Origin of the sequence: Snodgrassella communis (assembly GCF_914768045.1) — a bacterium.
Lineage (GTDB): Bacteria > Pseudomonadota > Gammaproteobacteria > Burkholderiales > Neisseriaceae > Snodgrassella > Snodgrassella communis.
Genome location: NZ_CAJZCD010000003.1, coordinates 184,497 through 203,430, shown reverse-complemented (window position 1 = coordinate 203,430; position 18,934 = coordinate 184,497). Strand labels below are relative to the sequence as shown.

At 41.2% G+C, this 18,934-nt stretch carries 23 protein-coding genes and 1 tRNA gene; 7 read left to right on the top strand and 17 right to left on the bottom strand.

Annotated features, from left to right (window positions below; all coding sequences use genetic code 11):
* Positions 1-9: 9 nt before the first annotated feature.
* From hscB to MJ761_RS05140, 7 genes are all read right to left on the bottom strand, one after another.
* Positions 10-513 carry a Fe-S protein assembly co-chaperone HscB gene (gene hscB, locus MJ761_RS05170; RefSeq protein ID WP_093092235.1) on the bottom strand — a complete coding sequence of 168 codons (504 nt, stop codon included), beginning with the start codon at positions 511-513 and terminating at the stop codon, positions 10-12.
* Positions 514-621: 108 nt separating this feature from the next.
* Positions 622-942 (bottom strand): iron-sulfur cluster assembly protein IscA, encoded by a 321-nt coding sequence (iscA, locus tag MJ761_RS05165; protein WP_037404897.1) that lies wholly within the window; start codon positions 940-942, stop codon positions 622-624.
* 47 nt (positions 943-989) lie between these two features.
* Positions 990-1,256: a TraR/DksA C4-type zinc finger protein gene (locus MJ761_RS05160; RefSeq protein WP_093092233.1), complete on the bottom strand. Its 267-nt coding sequence runs from the start codon at positions 1,254-1,256 to the stop codon at positions 990-992.
* Between the two features lies 1 nt (position 1,257).
* Positions 1,258-1,641, bottom strand: a complete 384-nt coding sequence (gene iscU, locus MJ761_RS05155; RefSeq protein ID WP_093092231.1) for a Fe-S cluster assembly scaffold IscU — start codon at positions 1,639-1,641, stop codon at positions 1,258-1,260.
* A 110-nt stretch (positions 1,642-1,751) separates the two neighbouring features.
* Positions 1,752-2,966 carry an IscS subfamily cysteine desulfurase gene (locus tag MJ761_RS05150; protein WP_093092229.1) on the bottom strand — a complete coding sequence of 405 codons (1,215 nt, stop codon included), beginning with the start codon at positions 2,964-2,966 and terminating at the stop codon, positions 1,752-1,754.
* A 42-nt stretch (positions 2,967-3,008) separates the two neighbouring features.
* Entirely contained in the window at positions 3,009-3,479 is a 471-nt protein-coding gene (locus tag MJ761_RS05145; protein ID WP_093092227.1) for an Rrf2 family transcriptional regulator, read from the bottom strand.
* A 203-nt stretch (positions 3,480-3,682) separates the two neighbouring features.
* Positions 3,683-4,033 carry a winged helix-turn-helix transcriptional regulator gene (locus tag MJ761_RS05140; protein ID WP_218060213.1) on the bottom strand — a complete coding sequence of 117 codons (351 nt, stop codon included), beginning with the start codon at positions 4,031-4,033 and terminating at the stop codon, positions 3,683-3,685.
* A 59-nt stretch (positions 4,034-4,092) separates the two neighbouring features.
* Between MJ761_RS05140 and MJ761_RS05135 the strand changes: the two genes are divergently transcribed.
* Positions 4,093-4,518 (top strand): NAD(P)H-dependent oxidoreductase, encoded by a 426-nt coding sequence (locus tag MJ761_RS05135; RefSeq protein WP_218060212.1) that lies wholly within the window; start codon positions 4,093-4,095, stop codon positions 4,516-4,518.
* A complete protein-coding gene (locus tag MJ761_RS10865; protein WP_255356352.1) occupies positions 4,506-4,634 on the top strand; it encodes a hypothetical protein in 129 nt (42 codons plus the stop codon). The genes MJ761_RS05135 and MJ761_RS10865 overlap by 13 nt, the downstream gene beginning before the upstream one ends.
* 48 nt (positions 4,635-4,682) lie before the next feature.
* Here the strand turns inward: MJ761_RS10865 and serB are convergent, their stop codons facing one another.
* Complete coding sequence (gene serB, locus MJ761_RS05130; protein ID WP_093092225.1) at positions 4,683-5,525, bottom strand: phosphoserine phosphatase SerB; 843 nt, start codon at positions 5,523-5,525, stop codon at positions 4,683-4,685.
* Positions 5,526-5,835: 310 nt separating this feature from the next.
* Between serB and MJ761_RS05125 the strand changes: the two genes are divergently transcribed.
* Positions 5,836-7,878 (top strand): OPT family oligopeptide transporter, encoded by a 2,043-nt coding sequence (locus MJ761_RS05125; RefSeq protein ID WP_093092223.1) that lies wholly within the window; start codon positions 5,836-5,838, stop codon positions 7,876-7,878.
* A gap of 228 nt (positions 7,879-8,106) precedes the next feature.
* On the opposite strand, the gene MJ761_RS05120 is transcribed toward MJ761_RS05125, so the two are convergent.
* Positions 8,107-8,182, bottom strand: a tRNA-Glu gene (locus MJ761_RS05120).
* A 367-nt stretch (positions 8,183-8,549) separates the two neighbouring features.
* Here MJ761_RS05120 and MJ761_RS05115 point away from each other — a divergent pair.
* Together MJ761_RS05115 and MJ761_RS05110 are read left to right on the top strand one after the other, a co-directional pair.
* A complete protein-coding gene (locus tag MJ761_RS05115; RefSeq protein ID WP_176715071.1) occupies positions 8,550-8,723 on the top strand; it encodes a hypothetical protein in 174 nt (57 codons plus the stop codon).
* A 51-nt stretch (positions 8,724-8,774) separates the two neighbouring features.
* Complete coding sequence (locus tag MJ761_RS05110; protein WP_093092221.1) at positions 8,775-9,005, top strand: hypothetical protein; 231 nt, start codon at positions 8,775-8,777, stop codon at positions 9,003-9,005.
* Between the two features lie 823 nt (positions 9,006-9,828).
* On the opposite strand, the gene MJ761_RS05105 is transcribed toward MJ761_RS05110, so the two are convergent.
* The 4 genes from MJ761_RS05105 to MJ761_RS05090 form a co-directional block, all read right to left on the bottom strand.
* Positions 9,829-10,434: a DUF503 domain-containing protein gene (locus MJ761_RS05105; RefSeq protein WP_093092219.1), complete on the bottom strand. Its 606-nt coding sequence runs from the start codon at positions 10,432-10,434 to the stop codon at positions 9,829-9,831.
* Between the two features lie 288 nt (positions 10,435-10,722).
* Complete coding sequence (locus tag MJ761_RS05100; RefSeq protein WP_093092217.1) at positions 10,723-12,123, bottom strand: ATP-binding protein; 1,401 nt, start codon at positions 12,121-12,123, stop codon at positions 10,723-10,725.
* Entirely contained in the window at positions 12,120-12,782 is a 663-nt protein-coding gene (locus tag MJ761_RS05095) for a response regulator (protein WP_093092215.1), read from the bottom strand. The genes MJ761_RS05100 and MJ761_RS05095 overlap by 4 nt, the downstream gene beginning before the upstream one ends.
* A 6-nt stretch (positions 12,783-12,788) precedes the next feature.
* A complete protein-coding gene (locus tag MJ761_RS05090; RefSeq protein WP_037492094.1) occupies positions 12,789-13,487 on the bottom strand; it encodes a VIT1/CCC1 transporter family protein in 699 nt (232 codons plus the stop codon).
* 149 nt (positions 13,488-13,636) lie between these two features.
* Between MJ761_RS05090 and MJ761_RS05085 the strand changes: the two genes are divergently transcribed.
* Positions 13,637-15,250 carry a phosphoethanolamine transferase gene (locus tag MJ761_RS05085; RefSeq protein ID WP_093092213.1) on the top strand — a complete coding sequence of 538 codons (1,614 nt, stop codon included), beginning with the start codon at positions 13,637-13,639 and terminating at the stop codon, positions 15,248-15,250.
* Between the two features lie 68 nt (positions 15,251-15,318).
* Here MJ761_RS05085 and MJ761_RS05080 read toward each other — a convergent pair whose 3' ends face one another.
* The 4 genes from MJ761_RS05080 to MJ761_RS05070 all read right to left on the bottom strand — a co-directional run bounded on the left by MJ761_RS05080 (position 15,319) and on the right by MJ761_RS05070 (position 17,219).
* Positions 15,319-15,522, bottom strand: coding sequence for a hypothetical protein (locus MJ761_RS05080; protein WP_141683423.1), 204 nt, complete (start codon positions 15,520-15,522; stop codon positions 15,319-15,321).
* A gap of 273 nt (positions 15,523-15,795) precedes the next feature.
* Positions 15,796-16,434, bottom strand: a complete 639-nt coding sequence (locus MJ761_RS05075; protein ID WP_093092209.1) for a hypothetical protein — start codon at positions 16,432-16,434, stop codon at positions 15,796-15,798.
* A gap of 439 nt (positions 16,435-16,873) precedes the next feature.
* Entirely contained in the window at positions 16,874-17,035 is a 162-nt protein-coding gene (locus MJ761_RS10930; protein ID WP_141683424.1) for a tellurite resistance TerB C-terminal domain-containing protein, read from the bottom strand.
* Positions 17,025-17,219 (bottom strand): hypothetical protein, encoded by a 195-nt coding sequence (locus MJ761_RS05070; RefSeq protein WP_141683422.1) that lies wholly within the window; start codon positions 17,217-17,219, stop codon positions 17,025-17,027. Before MJ761_RS05070 ends, MJ761_RS10930 begins: the two co-directional genes overlap by 11 nt.
* A gap of 735 nt (positions 17,220-17,954) precedes the next feature.
* On the opposite strand from MJ761_RS05070, the gene MJ761_RS05065 reads away from it, so the two are divergent.
* On the top strand, positions 17,955-18,857 hold the full coding sequence (locus tag MJ761_RS05065; protein WP_093092207.1) for a recombination-associated protein RdgC: 903 nt from the start codon (positions 17,955-17,957) through the stop codon (positions 18,855-18,857).
* The last annotated feature ends 77 nt before the right edge of the window (positions 18,858-18,934 follow it).

Here is an 18,934-nt window from a genome sequence, read left to right as displayed (position 1 = left end):
ATGATTATATCAGGGCAGTGCTGCCTGAATTTCTGTCTGTAATTTCTGTAAAAAACGCCCCAGACGTACCAGCTCGGCCGCTTTTTCCAGTTGATTCTGCGTGAAAGCGGTAATCAGCTCCTGATTCAATTTGTTTTGCTCCTGCTGAATCGTAGCAGCCAGCTCATGTAGTGTTGCTGCATCCGCTTCGGCTCGGGCGTCTTCCAATGTTTCACGCCATTGCATTTGTTGCATTAAGAAATCGGCTGGAAAATGAGTGTGTTCCGGTGCATCTGCGTCAATATTCTGCTGTTGTAACAGATATGCGGCACGATCTAAGGGATTGCTCAGGATACGATAAGCTTCGTTTATCGTAGTGGCCAACATCATTGCCTGTTTCTGTTCGAAAGCACTTTTGGCTGCAAATTTATCTGGATGGCACTGTGCGGCCAGCAGGCGATAATTCTGCTCCAGCTGTTTGTCGTCAATATCAAACTGTTCAGGTAATTGAAAAAGGGCAAAGTATTGGTTCATGCAGTTCACCTTGTGGTGACAACAGGGTTGGAGTAGAAATGGCCGAACGATAGTGGCTGTGGTTTTCTGGCAGATTTAATATCTTCAGAAAAAACAGCTATTGATTGCTTAAACGTGAAAGCTTTCACCACAACCGCATTCGTCTTTGGCATTGGGGTTGGCAAATTTAAAACCTTCCTGCAAACCTTCTTTGACGAAATCAAGTTCAGTTCCATCCAGATAGACATGGCTTTTGGGATCAATAAATACTTTGACGCCGTGTTGCTCAAAAAGTAAGTCTTCTGGCTGGATTTGGTCAACAAATTCCAGCGTATAAGCCATGCCCGAGCAGCCACTGTTTTTAACACCAAGACGAATACCTTCGCCTTTACCACGTTTGGTCAGATAGTTACTTATGTGCTGGGCAGCTTTTTCAGTCAGAGAAATCATGTTTTCTCCTGTTTAAAACTTTTCCTGAAATTTAACGCAAAGCATATTCAGGAATCGTTATGATTACGATTAAAACGGCGTTTATATGAAGAGAGAAAAAAGCGTTTAATTTCTATTTTCTCTTCACAATTAACGCAAAAGTGTGTACCAGAATATCGAAGCTGGTGTTCAGCTGATATCGGTTCACTGCATTCCAGACAAGACTGTCTGGTACGCATTTTGGCATAGTCTGGATTTACTGTATTGATTTCATGATCATCATTTTTTTCAGTAGAGGATTCATTATCATTTACGGTACTGCCAAAAATCATCATACTACTCGTTATGTTTTTTCCGATAATCAGCTACAGCAGCCTTGATCGCGTCTTCGGCCAGAATAGAGCAGTGAATTTTTACCGGAGGTAAGGCCAGTTCTTCAGCAATAGCACTGTTTTTAATGGCCAGTGCTTCATCCAGACTTTTACCCTTTACCCATTCAGTAATCAGGCTGGAAGAGGCGATGGCTGAACCACAGCCATAAGTTTTGAATTTAGCATCTTCAATGATACCGTTATCACTTACTTTGATTTGTAATTTCATCACGTCTCCACAGGCAGGTGCGCCCACCATCCCTGTGCCTACATTCTGGTCGTTCTTTTCAAAAGAACCGACATTGCGTGGATTTTCATAATGATCAATGACTTTATCACTATAGGCCATAAGAGTGTTCCTTATATTTTTGTCATTTTCGGCTTCGATAAAGATTCTTTGCCGTTAAATTATCTGTTAAGCACCAATCTGCCGATGTAAACACGGCAGTAGTCAGCTAATCAGTGAGCTGCCCATTCAACTGTATTCAAATCAATACCTTCCTGATGCATTTCCCATAATGGTGACAGCTCACGTAATTTACCGATTTTGGCTTTAATCAGTTCTGCGGCATAATCTACTTCGGCCTCAGTAGTAAAGCGCCCGAAAGTTATGCGCAGTGAACTGTGAGCCAGTTCGTCATTGCGCCCTAATGCACGCAGTACATAGCTTGGCTCTAGGCTGGCCGATGTACAGGCAGAACCACTGGAAACGGCAATATCCTTAACCGCCATAATCAGGCTTTCACCTTCAACAAAGTTGAAGCTGATATTCAGATTCTGATAAACACGATGTTGCAGGTCGCCATTGATATACACTTCTTCCACATCTTTAATGGCATTCAGAAAGCGCTCGTGCAGTGCCTTGGCATGAGCATTGTCCTTATCCATTTCCAACCGAGCCAGACGGAATGCTTCGCCCATACCGACAATCTGATGTGTGGCCAGCGTACCGGAACGAAACCCGCGCTCATGCCCGCCACCATGCATCTGCGCATTCAGGCGCACACGCGGCTTGCGCCGTACATATAAAGCACCAATACCTTTAGGTCCGTAAGTTTTGTGTGCCGACATGCTTAATAAACCAATCTGATTGGCTTTTACGTCGATGTGCACCTTGCCAGTAGCCTGTGCTGCGTCAACATGAAAAATAATGCCTTTTTCGGCACAGATGGCACCAATCGCCGCAATATCCTGAATCACGCCAATCTCATTATTCACCCACATGACGCTCACCAGAGTTGTATCTGGGCGAATAGCTGCCTCTAGTTCGGCCAGATCAATCAGACCATTTTCCTGTACACCCAGATAGGTAACTTCAAAACCTTCGCGCTCAAGCTCGCGCATGGTGTCCAGCACGGCCTTATGTTCCGTTTTGACCGTAATCAGATGTTTACCCTTACTGGCATAAAATTGTGCCGCACCTTTTATGGCCAGATTATCGGATTCAGTTGCGCCAGATGTGAAAATGATTTCTTTTGAATCAGCACCAATTAATGCTGCAATTTCATTACGCGCATTTTCTACTGCTTCTTCTGCTTGCCAGCCAAAACTGTGGCTGTTAGAAGCCGGATTGCCAAAGAACTCAGTCAGGTACGGAATCATTTTTTCTGCCACACGCGGGTCAACCGGTGTAGTGGCTGAATAATCCAGATAAATAGGAAGTTTTACGGTCATTGTCGTGTTCTCTTTAATTTAATATTCATGGCAGCGCAGGAGTTAATGCAGATTTATCAGAGTAATCGGCTGCTCAAGGCTGCTTTTTTGTTCGTTACTATTCTTACGGTAGGTTTCTTGGTTCAAAATACATTGCAAAGTAATCCCACGCAGATAGCTGTCTATGGTTTTGTTCAAGTTGGCCCATAAATCATGCGTTAGACAAGGAGTACCATCCTGACAATCAGCGCTGCCGCCACATAACGTCGCATCCAGAGTGTCTTCTGCCGCAGCAATAATGTCGGCAATATTAATTTGAGCAGCATCATGACTTAAAACATAGCCACCACCCGGACCACGAATACTTTCTACCAGCCCGGCACGGCGTAATTTGCCAAATAACTGCTCCAGATAAGACAGGGAAATGCGCTGGCGTTCGCTAATCGCCGTTAGGTTTACCGCACCAGATTGCGTATGCATGGCTAAATCCAGCATGGCAATAACAGCAAAGCGCCCTTTGGTGGTTAAACGCATGACAAAACCCGAAATAGATTGACAATAGATGAATTATCTAATACCCGACAATTTTAGTCAACTTTACTTATGGTTAAATCAAGGAATTATGCTGGAACTAATCTTATCTAAAATGAATAAAAGCTACTGAATATCCGCCAACTGTGGCCGCCAAAATGCTTTAGGCGATAACACTGGTCTGATGATTTACCGGTTACAGCCATTTAATCAGCGTGGTTAATCGCTTTTGCCCATTCTGATAAAGCCAACAAAATCGGACTAAGCGACAGGCCTTTATCAGTAAGCGCATAGTTGACCTGAATCGGCGGTTTATCCCCTTTTACTGTTCGAGAAATCAAACCATCTCTTTCCAGTTGTTTGAGCTGTAAGCTTAACGTCATCTCCGTAATATCGGGTATGTTTTTTCTGAGCTCACCAAATCTTTGTGACTTGTCACGCAAATAATAAAGAATCACGCCTTTCCACTTACCGCCAATCAAATTCATGGCCAGACTAATGCTGCAATGATAGTTTTTACTTAGATAAGAGATAGTACAGCTGTTTATCGAATTCATGATGCCATTCAACTCTCAAATTTGATAGTTATAGATTTTTTTGAAAAGAATGGATAATTATGGCACTTATGATTCTGGCTCACCCGGATTTTGATCATTCAATAGCGAATAAGGCAATCAGTGCAGAGTTAGTGTTAAAAATGCCTGATCTTGAAATCAGGAATATTCATCATTTATATCCTGGCTATCAGATTGATATCAGCGCCGAACAGGCGGCCTTACTCAGGCACAAACTTATTATCCTCCAGTACCCGATGTATTGGTTTAATATGCCAGCCATTTTAAAAATCTGGTTTGATCAGGTATTCACTTATCAATTTGCTTATGGTTTCAAAGAGGATAAACTGAAAAATAAAAAATTATTAGTAAGTATGACTGTTGGGCAGCCAGAAGAGAATTTTAAATTAGAAAATCATTTTCTTATCAATGATTTTCTGCAAACTGTGAAAAAAAATCAGCAGAATATGCGCAAATGGATTATTTAGGCTATATTGCTTTGTATGGTGTTTCTCCTGTAGCAGAGATAGCCAAAGAAGAAAGGATAGCAAAAACAAAACAGCATAGCCTGAAGTTATTTAATCTTATTCAGCAATACCGCTAAATATGTAAAGATATTTCTAATCGTGAATATGCTGAAGATAAGCTGTAATCAGCGGAACCACTTGCGCACAGTATCAAGGCCACCAAAGCGCACGCTGATTGAAGTAGCGGCCTGTGTTTTTGGTTTTGCATGATAAGCCACACCAAAGCCGGCCGCCTGTAGCATCGGAATATCATTAGCTCCATCACCCATGGCCACAACCTGCAATTTGTCCAATCCAAGTTTATCTCTATATTCAGCCAGTAAATCAGCTTTAGCCTGTGCATCGATAATCCTGCCAGCCAGTTCACCGGTTAACGCATCATTTTTTACCACTAACTGATTGGCAAAAGTGTAGTCAAGCTCGTATTGTCGCTGCAACCGTTCAGTAAAATAGGTGAACCCACCGGAAACCAGCATAAACTTCACGTCATACTCATGACACTGCTGTAACAGCCATTGAGCACCCGGTGATAATTTCAGCACATTTTCATATACACGCTGTAGCTCAGTAACCGGTAACCCTTTTAACAACGCTACGCGCGCACGTAATGATTGCTCAAAATCAATTTCACCATGCATAGAGCGTTCGGTTATAGCCGCAACCTGTGATTGCAAGCCCACACCGGCAGCAATTTCATCCACACATTCAATCGTAATCAGCGTGGAATCCATATCGCTGATAATCAAGCCCAAATCAGCAAAACTCTGGTCTGGCACAATGGCAAAATCAATCTGCTGCTCAAGTAATTGAGCCTGCACTGATTGAGCTAACTGAAAATCGGTACTTACCGGCAGACGCAGTACAGAATCATTAAATGTATACTCTGGTGTTGGCGGGATAATCGTATGTAAAGCGGATAAATCACACTGGCGCAAAGCAGCGTTTTGTAAAACCAGAACTAAAGACATGACAAATACACAGCTTGACAAAAATAGCTAGTATAGACACCGGCGTCATGGTTGACAATAAACAGCCAGAAAAGAAATCACCGTCGAAAAAGAAGAATGATAGTGAGGATAAATTTAAATTTAATTAACATATTAAAAAAATAAAAAAACATAATTTACACTACATTCTTAAAATCTAAAGAAAAAACACAAACCAATTTGTACAATGCAGCTTTTTGTCCAAAATGGCGGTCATGCAAGGATAAATTAATATCCAGAAATTTTAATATTATTGCTATCATTCTGGGTCGCATCTTTATGGAGTTATTACATGCAACACCCCTCAACCACCTCATCGGCGGTCGATCAATACCGGGAGCTTACCATTCGCGGTATGATCTTAGGTGCGTTAATCACAGTAATATTTACTGCATCTAACGTGTATCTGGGGCTGAAAGTTGGCCTGACATTCGCATCATCCATACCTGCTGCCGTGATATCCATGGCTGTACTGAAATGTTTTCAGGGCTCAAATATTCTTGAAAACAACATGGTGCAAACACAGGCATCCGCTGCCGGCACCTTGTCGTCAATCATTTTTGTTTTACCTGGTCTGCTAATGATTGGCTACTGGCAGGGATTCCCATTCTGGCAAACAACTCTTATTTGTATTGCCGGTGGTATTCTTGGTGTTATCTTCACTGTTCCATTACGCCATGTGCTCGTAGTCAACAGTGATTTGCCCTATCCGGAAGGTCTGGCGGCAGCCGAAATTCTCAAGGCTGGTGACCACAATCAACCACAGGAAAGCGAAGACGACACACCGCAAAGCGGGGTTAAACAGATTGTTGCCGGCGGCATACTATCAGGTATTTTCAGCTTTCTGGTTAGTGGCTTGCGTGTAGTCAGCGAAAGTGCCAGTGCCTGGTTTAAAGTAGGCAGTGCAGTGTTTCAGGTACCAATGGGATTTTCTCTGGCCTTATTGGGTGCCGGCTGGCTGGTTGGCATTACCGGTGGTATTGCCGTATTGCTGGGTATGTTTTTCTCATGGGGCATCGCTGTACCGTATTTCACCAGTACTACCCCTATGCCAGAAAATGCTACGATGGTGGATTTCGCCATCAATCTATGGGTCACCAAAGTGCGCTATATTGGTGCCGGTGCCATCGCTGTAGCCGCAATCTGGACATTAATCACCCTGTTCAAACCCATGCTTGAAGGCATGAAATTATCTTTTCAGGCCTTTAGCTCAGGCTCAGATACTAACCAGTCACAGGAACGGGTAAATCAGGATTTATCACCCAAAACCATGTTGCTGATAATACTGATAACCCTGATTATTCTGGTTGCTACCTTTTACAGTTTTATTGCCAGCGCCCCGATTTCTTTTGGTCTGGCCTGTGCTTTGGTGGCCTGTGCCACTGCTATGGCCTTTATCATTGGTTTTCTCGTGGCCGCAGCCAGTGGCTATATGGCCGGCCTGATTGGTTCCTCTTCCAGCCCGATATCCAGTATCGGTATCGTGTCCATCGTTATCATATCTCTGGTATTTATGGTAATTGGCCAGTCTAGTGGTATTTTTGCCATGGCTGGCGGCAATCAATTTATGACCGCACTGGCGCTGTTTACCGCATCAGTAGTCATGGCTATTTCCACTATTTCCAATGATAACCTTCAAGATTTAAAAACTGGCCATCTGATACAAGCCACACCGTGGCGGCAGCAGGTAGCACTGATTATTGGCAGTATTGTTGGTGCCATCGTTATTTCACCAGTACTGGAACTGCTCTACAATGCTTATGGTTTTACCGGAGCCTTGCCACGATCTGGCATGGATCCAACTCAGGCACTCTCTGCCCCGCAGGCAACCCTGATGACTACTATTGCCAAAGGCATTTTTTCGCATAATCTGGAATGGATTTACATCAAGGCTGGTGTATGTTTAGGTATATTCCTGATTGTTCTGGATATAGTAATAAAACGTCTTCGCCCAGGCTGGAGCATACCTCCACTGGCAGTAGGAATGGGTATTTACCTGCCTGCTTCCGTTAATATGCCTATCTTTATCGGCACCGTACTTTCATATTTCTGTATGCGGCATATCAGAAAACGTTATACAGATCCGAAAATTCAGGAACGTGAATTGAAAGCGACAGACCGTCGTGGTACCTTATTAGCAGCCGGTCTGATCGTGGGTGAAAGTATCGTTGGCGTAGCAATGGCGATGATAATTGTTGCTTCCATTGCCTTAGGAGAGGGTGAAGCACCTCTGGCACTGAATCTGCACAACTGGGATAAAATTGGTCAATTATTGGGATTGGTTTTCTTTGTTTCAGCTATAATGATACTAGTTAGACAAATTATGAAAAAATAATTGTGTTATTTAAAACCATAAAAAACAGCGCCTTAAAAGCGCTGTTTTTTATGGTTACTTACAAAAAGCTATTAATTCAATCTTTTATTACGGTTATAAATCGTTTCAAATATTAATTTATATAGTGCTCTATCCATTTGCACAAATAGTGTTATCAACTCAATTATTTCTGATCTTGAAAAGAATAACAATACTTAGTAAAAAATAAAATCCAATTTAATTCGATTTTGGCACGCCTACAGGGATTCGAACCCCGGTTGCCGCCGTGAAAGGGCAGTGTCCTCGGCCACTAGACGATAGGCGCATAAATATTAAATGGGTGTGGATTATTCCTTAAGTGCGCATATATGTGCCAATTAATTTATGTAGTCAGGCTTATATCTTCGATATCTGACATTCGGTAGATAATTTTAGCAGATTTAGCTACTACAATAAATAAGTTTTAATACAATTACTATATTGGCATTTTGTAGATTTTGATATTGCTTTATTTATCCTGAGGCAGAATTAAGAATTTTAAAATTATATTTAAATGAACTCTTTTTTCACAAATTAATAATTAACTTAAGGTAAATATAACTTAAATCTATTTAAATAAAAACTTGGCTTATTAGTATAAATTTGCTATTATATTATTAATATGTAAATATTAATTTTTAAAGGTGGTTGAAATGGTTTATTTTACAGTTACCGCAACTGATGGTAATAAGGCAATTATTAATGGTAATATGATTAATAAAGTGATTGATTATGGTTCCTATCGTGCCATATACCAAGGCAGTGATACTAATCACTATGCAGTTCGGGATAGTTTATCTAGCATTCAGGCTGCTTTGAACAGGTAAGCAAGAGCTATACAGGTTTAATTTTTATCTTTTGATGGGGGAATAAAGAGAATGAAAACTGGTTTAACTTACATTGCAATGATAATGTTGTTCTCATTCTCAATTAGCAATGTATTTGCATATAACCCCTCTCAGTTTGATAAAGTACGCTTAAAGCAGAGTTGTAAAAACGAGCTGGAATCACCGTTTAAAGATTTTGCCGGTACGCCCAGTTGCGATAAGCTGAAAAAAATCGAAGCTGAGGAAAATCAACCCACTTACCGGATAATACATGAACAGTAATTGTTAAATTTATTTCTGGTAAATCTGTTATTAATCGTAGCCTGATCAGATCAGTCAGATTACTACGCTACCAGAAATGTGCTACTGAAAGCGCATGACGTTGTAAGTTTGGTGCAGCTAGCTTTATTGATAAATAGGCTGATGAATTCAATACCCTACATGTGTTCAGCAGTCCGAAGGACTAGACAAATCAAGCGTTAATGTTTTATGTTTTATATGGTTCGTGTGTATAGGCTATTTAATGAGCTTTCAAATGGTAATCAATAGCAGTGAAGCTTCGTTCTGCTAGTTCTGGTCTTTCAATTCCGCTATTGTTTGCCACTACAAATTGGCAGTTGAGCTTAAATTGTTTTATTTATCATGTAATTTTGTCTATTGTGGCTATGTTTATCCTTGATTACAATTCAATAATGCATTTAAATTTTTTGCGAATATAGTAAATCACAAGTTGTCATACAAAGTGATTAGTTTAATACAATTATTACTGACATTATTTAGATTTATTTCATTTCTAAATGGCAAATTATACAAATCATCCAGCTTGCTAGATATTTTCAATGTTGCTGTTAGGCGAGTTGGAGCAATAATTTAAAAAGCTGGATAAAAAGAAATAATTTGTTTAAACTACTAGTGAAACAGAACGACAAGGTGTTGCAGCACCCTGTCGTTGTTGTTAGTACTTAAGAGAACTTACTGAATATGTAAATTAAAAATGATATAAAATTACTGATTGAATTGAAGAGTTTTCCTAATTCAATAAGGATTTGTATCAACATATTTACTTCCTTTCTTTTTTACTAAAGTTTCAATTGGGGTGGGGCAATTATTCATAACTTGCCCCTACTTCTTCAGCTCTTTCTTTAAATCGTGCATATAAATGTTTTAAACAAGTTTGTTGAAATTCTCCTTTTTCATTTAATTCGTTCATTACCTTTACTGGGTCTCTTAGCAATATATAATGGTATGGGCCTGTATGCCCTTCATAGCTTTTTATTAGGCCGTATTCAACTAATTTAGCCATTCTTGTTTTCCATGTATCTGTTGCTCTTCCACGAGTGAAACCTGCCTCAATAGCAAATGCTGTTGGATTATCAATTTTCATAAAGCTGAAATCTGGTTGTCTGGCCCATAAGCAAAAATATGTATGCCCAATGGGCCTCCCTTTAGTTAAGACATCCAAAATTTGCATCGTAATAGGTAATACTCTTGGAATAGTGGCAAAACCATTCATTGTTTTTCGATCCCAATAATCCTTTTCTTCATAAGATTTAATATCAGTTTCTTTAAATTTTTGCTCTAAACGCTCTCTTAAAGATTTCCTTGATCTTTTTTCAATAGCATGCCCCTTTAGTTGGCTGTCGACTTCTGGATTTGAATTTTCCATGTGTAAATCCTTGTTTTCCATATTAATAATTTCACTATTATTCATAGCTGCTCCTTATTCATATACATTTAATTTAGCACAAAATTTTGGTATTAATATTAAAAAGATGTTTCTACAATTGCACTATTTTTTATTAAAAAATACATCGAAATGTAATTTAAATTTATTTTTTTTGATTCGAATTGTAATATATATTGTAATATATATAATAAAATTTTAATCAATTCAAATTCTTATGAATTTTTTTGGTGCTCTAGTTATCTATGTACTCATTGATCTGTGCTTATTTACTCGGGGGATATTTAAGGGGGGAGTTGTTTTCTTAAAAATAATTTAACTGTATGTGCATGTGGCAATAAATTTTCTAAGTGGATTCATTTGGTTATGTATCTCTACTTGAAACCCAATCCTATGTTCCAACTTATTTTTAAGATTATTAATTTCTACTTTTAGCCCATGCAATTGCGCAACACTCTCCACAATAGACAATCCCAGTCCGCTGCCGCTACTTTTCTGTCCGGCCGGGCGGAAAAAGCGTTCGCGCAGGCGTTGCAGGTTTTCGGGGGCAACGCCGTTGCCGGGATTAGTGATAGTGATATGATCGGCAGCCAGTGTTATGTTGATGGCGCTGTATTTGGGGCTGTAGCGGATGGCGTTATCGAGCAGATTGCGGATAAGGATGGTAAGCAGAATATGGTCGCCGGATAGTGGTAGCACGGCTGCTGGTTCACTTTGAAACTGACGCTGGACGCGGCAATGGCGTTCGCGTGCATACAGGTTGACGCTTTCTATGGCCTCGCTGGTGATGTCTGTCCAGTTTACTGTAGCGGTGTAGGGCGGTGCAGTAAGGGGGTCGAGACGGGAAAGGGTGAGGAGCTGGTCGACCAGGTGGGTAGTGCGGTTTATGCTGTGCTCAATATTGCGTACGCGCTGTTGCTGGGTGTCGTCCAGATTGGTTAGAGCAAGGACTTCGGTTTGTACTTTGAGTGCAGTCAGCGGACTGCGTAGTTCATGGGCGGCATCGGCGGTAAAGCGTAATTCGCGTGCACGGGTTTGTTCGATGCGCTGGAGTAAGTCGTTCAGTGCGGTAATTATGGGCTGGATTTCGATTGGTACGGTGCCGGATATCGGGCTAACGCTATGCGGGTCGCGCTGGTACAGGGTTTGCGCTAGATGCTGGAGGGGTTTGGTACCACGGCGTACACCCCATGCGATTAGCCAGAGCAGTAAGGGCAGGGCAAGGATGGATACGGCCAGTTGTGACCACACGGCGCGTAATACGGTTTGCAGGCGTTCATGCATACTGAATGATACTGCCACTTGCAGTTGCAACTGCGGGTCATGCAGGTAAAAGATACGCCATGCATGGCTTTGCCACCAGTATCCCTGATTGACAAAGCCCTGATAATTACTTTTATAGGCAATGGTCTGGCCGGTTTGATCGGCATTAATTAGCTGCCCTTTATACCAGATGGCATAGCCAGATTCTTTGCTGTCGATAAGACCTCGCTGTGATTTGGGTATAGGTGGTAAGGTTGGGTTGTAGTTGCTATTAAGGTTAATCGGGGTATGCATCAGGCGCTGTGCCAGCTGGCTCATCTGAGTATCGCTGGCTTCGTTTATTTCGTGCATGACGGCTGCCGCGCTAATAAATGCGGTGACTATCCATAGTACGGGTAGGGTGATACCAAGATAAATAAGTAAACGCCGGCTAATGGCTGTGGTTGGTTTCATGGTACCTCTCCGAGCTGGTAGCCAAGCCCACGCCGGGTACGGATGATCGTGGTGCCGATTTTTTTGCGTAAATGGTGTACGTGGACTTCTACGGCATTGCTTTCAACTTCCTGTTCCCAGTTATACAGTTTGTCTTCAATCTGGGCGCGGCTGAATACCTGCTGTGGATGAGTTACAAGTAGTTGTAATAGCAACCATTCGCGCTGGGTAAGATTCAGTGGCTGGCCGTGTAAACTGGCACTACAGCTATTCAGGTTAATGCTAAGCTGGCCAAAGCTGATTTCTGCATGGCTGATACCTTGGCTACGACGGATAAGGGCATGTAAGCGGGCAATTACTTCGTCAAGGGCAAAGGGTTTGCCCAGATAGTCGTCAGCACCAGCATTGAGGCCGGCCAGCCGATCAGGTAAGGCATCGCGGGCGGTGAGAATCAGCACTGGTGTGTTAATTCCTTGATTGCGCCAATGCTGAAGCACTTCCATGCCGTCTGTTTCTGCCAGACTTAAATCGAGTATTACCGCATCATATGGTGCTGCACTTAAAGCCTGTTCGCCCAGCCGGCCAGATGCAAAGATATCACAAACCATGCCTTGCTGGTTCAGGCCTGCATTGAGGCCATCTGCGATATCGCTGTCGTCTTCAAGAATCAGTATACGCATGTTTTTTCAGATAATAATACCGATAATTCGTCCTATCATACTGGTGAATGCGAGTGCAAGGATGCCTAGTATGACTATTCGAATTACGGCAGGGCGTTTGGGTGCTCCTCCCAGATGGGCTGATATACAACCAAGAATACCAAGACCAATTATGGTCGTGATGGACAGTATGCTCATTAGCCATACGGTGGAGCTTAATAAAGATAGTAATACTGGTAATAAGGCACCGCAAGCAAAAGACAGGGCTGAGGCCAGTGCTGCCTGCAAGGGATTGGCTTTGCTAACTTCAGTGATACCGATTTCTTCCCGTGCATGGGCTTCAAGGGCATTGTGTTCAGTTAAGGCGACTGCAACCTGTTGCGCCAGTGTTTTGTTCAAACCACGCTGACAATAAATATTGGTGAGTTCTTCCAGTTCCACTTCCGGATATCGAATGAGAGAATCTTGCTCTTTACGTAAATCCGCAGCTTCAGTATCGCGCTGGCTGGAAACAGAAACATATTCACCAGCAGCCATGGATACTGCACCGGAAACGAGAGCAGCAATGCCGGATATGAGTAAAGTATGCTGATTTGGTTCAGCAGCAGCCAGTCCCATGAGCAGGCTGGCGGTAGAAATCAGGCCATCGTTTGCGCCCAGAACACTGGCGCGTAACCAGTTATTACGATTGGAAAAGTGCTGTTCCTTATGCCATGATTGACTCATTTCAGACTCCTGATAAGTACAGAATCGCACATTACAGACATATTGTGCTACGGTATCACAATGCTACTGTCTGGTGTTGCGCTTTACCTTAAGCTTTACTTAAGGCTGTTTATTTACACTAGCCATTGTTTAATCAACAGGGGCTGGCGATGCAGTCAAAGTGGGTATTAAGCAGTAATCAGATAGTGCTATTGCTGAGCGCTTATATTCTAGTGATATTAAATATGGGTTTCTGGCATTATCTGTTTCAGCATGTAAGTCTGAATCATAATGTCATTTTTTGGTTAACAGTGCCCATATTGATGTTGGCAGCAATGAATTTCTGTATGCAGTTGTTGTTCTGGCCATATCTGCACCGGTTCATGGTGCCACTGCTGTTATTACTGAGTTCTGCGGTAAGCTATGCAGTGATGATGCAGAATGTTTATTTTGATGCCAATATGCTGCAAAATATTCTTCAGACTAATCTCGGTGAAGCGGGTGCCTGGTTAACGCCGCAATTTTGGATGTGGCTGGGAATCACTGGTTTGTTACCGGCACAGTGGTATTGCTGGGGAATAAGTATCTGCTATGCCAATTTGTGGTATTGTGAGCTGGGCAAGCGATTGATTGCCATAACTGCTTCACTGGTTCTAGTTATCGCTATTATTCTGCTGGCCTATGGTAGCTATATTTCTTTTTTTCGTAATAATAAGGCAGTTAATCATTTAATTGTGCCCACAAATATTATTGGGGCTGCGCTGAAAACCGTTTACAACGTTTATGATGCACATCGACCCTTACAGCGTATCGGGCTGGATGCCAGCCATCAACGCCATGGGCAAAAGCGGTTGCTGGTACTGGTGGTGGGTGAAACCACGCGGGCGCAGAGTTGGGGGTTGAATGGCTATTCTCGTCAGACTACGCCAGAATTGGCAGCAATGGGAGAGAATGTAATTAATTTTCCGCAGGTAACTTCCTGTGGTACCGCCACAGCAATTTCCTTACCGTGTTTATTTTCTAATATGCCACGCCAGCACTATAAAGCCAATCTGGCCAAACATCAGGAAAGTTTGCTGGATATTTTGCAACGTGCAGGTGTGGATGTGCTCTGGCGTGATAATGATGGTGGCTGTAAGGGAGTATGCGAGCGTATCCGTCATGTGGATGTGCGGGATTGGGCTCCTGATTTAAAATGCACTGGCGATGGCTGTCTGGATCAAAGTCTATTGATTAATTTGCGTGCCGTCATTGCGAAATTACCTGATGATGCAGTGCTGGTGTTGCATATGATGGGCAGCCATGGCCCGGCTTATTACCAGCGTTATCCCGATGTATTCCGGCATTTTATGCCTACCTGTGATACCAACCAGATTCAGCAGTGTACGACTGAACAGTTACGCAATACCTACGATAATACAGTGCTGTACACTGACCATATACTGGCAGAAATCATTAGACTATTGCAAAGTCAAACCGGTTTGGCCAGTGCGATGTGGTATTTTTCTGACCACGGTGAATCACTGGGAGAAAATGGTATGTATCTGCACGCTACACCTTATACTATTGCACCAGCGGAACAAACCCATATACCTATGCTGTTGTGGGCTAATCATGATTTTGCCCGTACAAGCAAGCTGAATATGAACTGTCTGCGCCAGCATGCGCGGCAGCAGGCGTTTTCACACGATAATATTTTTCATTCGGTATTGGGATTAATGGATGTGAAAACCAGCGAATATCAGACACAACTGGATTTATTTGCACCGTGCCGGCAAAAATAATTTCGAGGATTTGATTGTAATATAAGCTGTTAAATGATCTTTTTAGCTGTGATTTTAATCGTTAAGATTTATGCTTGGCTGAGTTCAGGCTCGGTATCGGCAAATTGCTGTAACCATTTTTGGGTTGCCGATATATCAAAAGCCTGACTTGCATAGCCCATCAATTGCAGATTTTCAGGCAGATAAGAATCATATTTTTTCAGTTTTCTTACTAATACCATTTCCGCAAGTGTCCAGGCTTCACCCAATTGGGCTTGAGTAAGTTGTTGCAATACGGCTTTCACCTGTTCAATAGAAGTATCAGCTATGGTAATGATTCCCGCATTGATATCTACCGTTAGTTTCTCCCGTAGTAGTTAGACTATTACTTTCAAATATAGGCGGTATTCCGCCTATAGTATGCCGAACAAGAATGATATTCTCCTCGGTGCTGATATCAATTATTCGCCAGTGTTGTCCGGTAAAATGATATTTTTCCCGCTGGTAAGCAACTTTTAATGTACAGCAAACAATACAAAAATTTCTTACATATTAATTGATAAATATTATCTAAATTCAATTAGACCATCAATTTCTTCACTTATTACTTTCATGAGCTCTTGTATTTCATCATCATTATTAATAAATATGTAAAAAGTGTCTAAGCGTGGATAGTATTTTTTAAAAAATTTGCCTTTTGGAGTGCCTGGGGGGCAAAAATTAAATGAAAGTACAGTAGAATTTGCCATTATGCACATAAAATCATCCCAATGAAAAACCCCTTCCATATCATCAGCTTTAATTAAGAATCCTTCTGCAAAAAAAGCACAGTAACTTTCTATCGGCCATTCTAAATTGTTGTATAATTTTTTTAATCTTCTTATTTCCGAAAAGACAGCGAAGTAATGCGAGATAATCGAGATGACAAGTCCAATAATTGCAAATGCTAAAATGGCAAGACCTTGAACAGAAAGCTTATTTGGCCAGATAAAGAAAACACTTGCCAAAAAATATACAGGCCAGGCCACTAATAAACCAATCAATAACTTTATTCTTTTTTTGGGAAAATAAAGATGGCGTACCATTGCAGGAATTTGAGAAAAAAGAGTCTCTTTAGATTCTAATTTAATGTTACGTTCAAACAGAAATGTTGCCTCTTGGGGATCAAAGGCAACATACACATTTTTGACATATTTTTTTAACACTGTAAAATTTCCTTATATTATTTTAATTTTAATTATTAAAAGTCATATTATAAAAGATTTTGAATTGGATTGTAAAACTCAATTATTAAAATGCCAACTTATAAAAATTGATCAGAGAACTTGCATCCAGCTTGTTGCATATAGATATATATTTCATTAATTTAGAATAAAATTCTTCGTTTGTCTTCTATTGGCATGCAAATTTACAAATTTCTGTTCCAGAGCAATTGCGTGTACTACATTCATAAAAGACGTTTTGTCTGAAGTATAATCAATCTGAAAGCAGCATCACCACAAATATTCTGTATCATGGCGTTTAGTTCATTAACACTGCCTACCTAAATATGTAGTTTACCGATTTTCTGAGTAAATCCTGATTTCAGAAATAAAGTAACGGCTTCTCTTTTTTTGTACCGATTCTTTTTCAATCATTATTTTATCAGTGTAGTTTAATCAGTATTTTAAAATCTATATAAATATCATTATTATCTTTAATCAACAATGCATCTACATAGTCATAAGCCCATTCATTGGTGCTTTCAATCGCACAATCTGACAACAAATTAAACCGTTTACAGGGCTCTACATGCTTATTGTGTATTCTGGTGCTCTTTACAGCATTGTGCGGCTAAACTGGAATCATATTCCGGTGAGCAGTGCAACCAGTCCAGTGCCAAACTGGCTTTTATTGGCTTTTCATTTTTTACCGGTACTACCAGAATCAATTTAAAAAATAATTCATTTTTCAGTTGTGGGCAGTAATAGGCGTATCTAGTGCTAGCCATCGGCTTTCTACCGTATTCTCAAGACTAGAAATTTTGGTGCGGCTGCCAGAAGTAATCGTAAAAGTTGCCAGTTCATTATCTTCTGCTGTGTCCGCAGATTCATTATTCTGTACCATTAACCTAGCAATTGGAGCACTAACATTAGCTTGGGCAGAAGATTGTTGCGACAGGCCGTTAGCTACTGGATTGTCTGGTTTATTACCAGCACCGCGGAGTGTGGCGGTAGCTTTATTTTTATTCGTACGATTGCGAGGCTTAGGTGCTGGCTGTGTATGGTTTTTTTACTGGAGAATATCACCATTAAAATACCAACAATCACAATACAAGTAAACATGCCATTCCACTATAATCCAAAGGTTAAAAAACTATCTCAATTGAACATAACAGCTTGATAAAAAATTAACTGGAAAATACAAAATGATTGCAAGTATATTATCAGATAGTACAACAGTATTTATGCCTAAGCCAAATATATTGTCGATTTCAAAGTTGAAAATCGGATATTTAGAGTTCGTGCTGTTTTCTGTACAAACCGTTTACATGACCAGAAGCATTAACTAATAAATAAATTGTTAACAGCAATAACCATTGAAAAGTGTTAAATACACTTAATACCGGTGATGTAATCATATCGATGAATGATTATTGATTTTGCCAGACTGTATGGGTAGTACACTTATGCTCAAGCTGCCGTATAATCTCTCCTTTCCCTGTTGGATGTGAAAGAAACAACGCATGTGGTTTAAACAATTAAGTATTTATCCGCTAAATAAAGAAAATTTGCCGGAGCTGGAAACATTAGTAGACAAGCTGATTGAAGCTGAATTCAAACCCTGTATGGGACTGGACTGGGACAGTATTGGTTTTGCCAGCCCTGTGTCATTTAGTCCAGAAATGGTATTTCCGGCACAAAATATCTGGCGTATTGCGCTGAAAAAAGAAGAAAAAGTATTACCGGCAGCAGTAGTACGCGATATTCTCGAAGAAAAAATTAATGAAATCCGCGAAGCCGAAGGCCGCAATGTTGGCCGCAAAGAGAAGATGGAATTGAAAGAAACCATCACCGATGACTTGCTACCGCGTGCATTTACCAAAAGCAGCAAAACTGAAGCAGTGATTGATACCCAGCGTGGATTATTGTTGATTAATCAGGCTAATGCCAATCGGGCAGAAATGCTGCTTACCAAATTGCGTGATGCGCTTGGCGGACTGGAAGCAAAATTACCGCGTACCCAGCAATCACCGGGTAGTCTGATGACCGAATGGTTATTAAATGGCACAGCCGCCGGCCATTTTGAGCTGGATAGTGATTGTGAACTCAAAGGCCTTGGCGATGCAGCACCAGTAGTGCGCATTAGTCATCAGGATTTAACGGCTCAGGAAGTGGTTAATCTAGTCAAAAACGGCAAAGTTGTGACACAGTTAGGGCTATGCTGGCAAGATAGAGTACGTTTTGTATTGACACAGGACTTCACTTTGAAACGTATTCAATTTCTGGACGTGATTCAGGAAGAAGCGGCTGGGCAGGGCGATGATATGCAAAGCGTCACCTTTGCCTCGCAGATTCTAATGGCTGAAGCATTGGGTGACTTACTGGCTGAGCTAGTTCATCATCTGGGTGGCTGGTTACCTGAATAGTGGCGTAAATTGACGCAATTTGCCTGCAAAGACAGCATTGGCTTCGGTATAATGCACTAAATTTATCAAGAGTATTG

What these genes read in the sequence shown, in the direction of transcription:
- MJ761_RS05145 (WP_093092227.1), bottom strand. Translation starts at nt 3,479, where the DNA reads ATGCGTTTAACCACCAAAGGGCGCTTTGCTGTTATTGCCATGCTGGAT.
- MJ761_RS05090 (WP_037492094.1), bottom strand. Translation starts at nt 13,487, where the DNA reads ATGAGTCAATCATGGCATAAGGAACAGCACTTTTCCAATCGTAATAAC.
- MJ761_RS05160 (WP_093092233.1), bottom strand. Translation starts at nt 1,256, where the DNA reads ATGATGATTTTTGGCAGTACCGTAAATGATAATGAATCCTCTACTGAA.
- iscA (WP_037404897.1), bottom strand. Translation starts at nt 942, where the DNA reads ATGATTTCTCTGACTGAAAAAGCTGCCCAGCACATAAGTAACTATCTG.
- MJ761_RS05150 (WP_093092229.1), bottom strand. Translation starts at nt 2,966, where the DNA reads ATGACCGTAAAACTTCCTATTTATCTGGATTATTCAGCCACTACACCG.
- MJ761_RS05105 (WP_093092219.1), bottom strand. Translation starts at nt 10,434, where the DNA reads ATGAATAATAGTGAAATTATTAATATGGAAAACAAGGATTTACACATG.
- iscU (WP_093092231.1), bottom strand. Translation starts at nt 1,641, where the DNA reads ATGGCCTATAGTGATAAAGTCATTGATCATTATGAAAATCCACGCAAT.
- hscB (WP_093092235.1), bottom strand. Translation starts at nt 513, where the DNA reads ATGAACCAATACTTTGCCCTTTTTCAATTACCTGAACAGTTTGATATT.
- MJ761_RS05085 (WP_093092213.1), top strand. Translation starts at nt 13,637, where the DNA reads ATGCAGTCAAAGTGGGTATTAAGCAGTAATCAGATAGTGCTATTGCTG.
- MJ761_RS05110 (WP_093092221.1), top strand. Translation starts at nt 8,775, where the DNA reads ATGAAAACTGGTTTAACTTACATTGCAATGATAATGTTGTTCTCATTC.
- MJ761_RS05115 (WP_176715071.1), top strand. Translation starts at nt 8,550, where the DNA reads ATGGTTTATTTTACAGTTACCGCAACTGATGGTAATAAGGCAATTATT.
- MJ761_RS05135 (WP_218060212.1), top strand. Translation starts at nt 4,093, where the DNA reads ATGGCACTTATGATTCTGGCTCACCCGGATTTTGATCATTCAATAGCG.
- MJ761_RS05065 (WP_093092207.1), top strand. Translation starts at nt 17,955, where the DNA reads ATGTGGTTTAAACAATTAAGTATTTATCCGCTAAATAAAGAAAATTTG.
- MJ761_RS05095 (WP_093092215.1), bottom strand. Translation starts at nt 12,782, where the DNA reads ATGCGTATACTGATTCTTGAAGACGACAGCGATATCGCAGATGGCCTC.
- MJ761_RS05100 (WP_093092217.1), bottom strand. Translation starts at nt 12,123, where the DNA reads ATGAAACCAACCACAGCCATTAGCCGGCGTTTACTTATTTATCTTGGT.
- MJ761_RS05140 (WP_218060213.1), bottom strand. Translation starts at nt 4,033, where the DNA reads ATGAATTCGATAAACAGCTGTACTATCTCTTATCTAAGTAAAAACTAT.
- MJ761_RS10865 (WP_255356352.1), top strand. Translation starts at nt 4,506, where the DNA reads ATGGATTATTTAGGCTATATTGCTTTGTATGGTGTTTCTCCTGTAGCA.
- MJ761_RS05070 (WP_141683422.1), bottom strand. Translation starts at nt 17,219, where the DNA reads ATGGCTAGCACTAGATACGCCTATTACTGCCCACAACTGAAAAATGAA.
- serB (WP_093092225.1), bottom strand. Translation starts at nt 5,525, where the DNA reads ATGTCTTTAGTTCTGGTTTTACAAAACGCTGCTTTGCGCCAGTGTGAT.
- MJ761_RS05125 (WP_093092223.1), top strand. Translation starts at nt 5,836, where the DNA reads ATGCAACACCCCTCAACCACCTCATCGGCGGTCGATCAATACCGGGAG.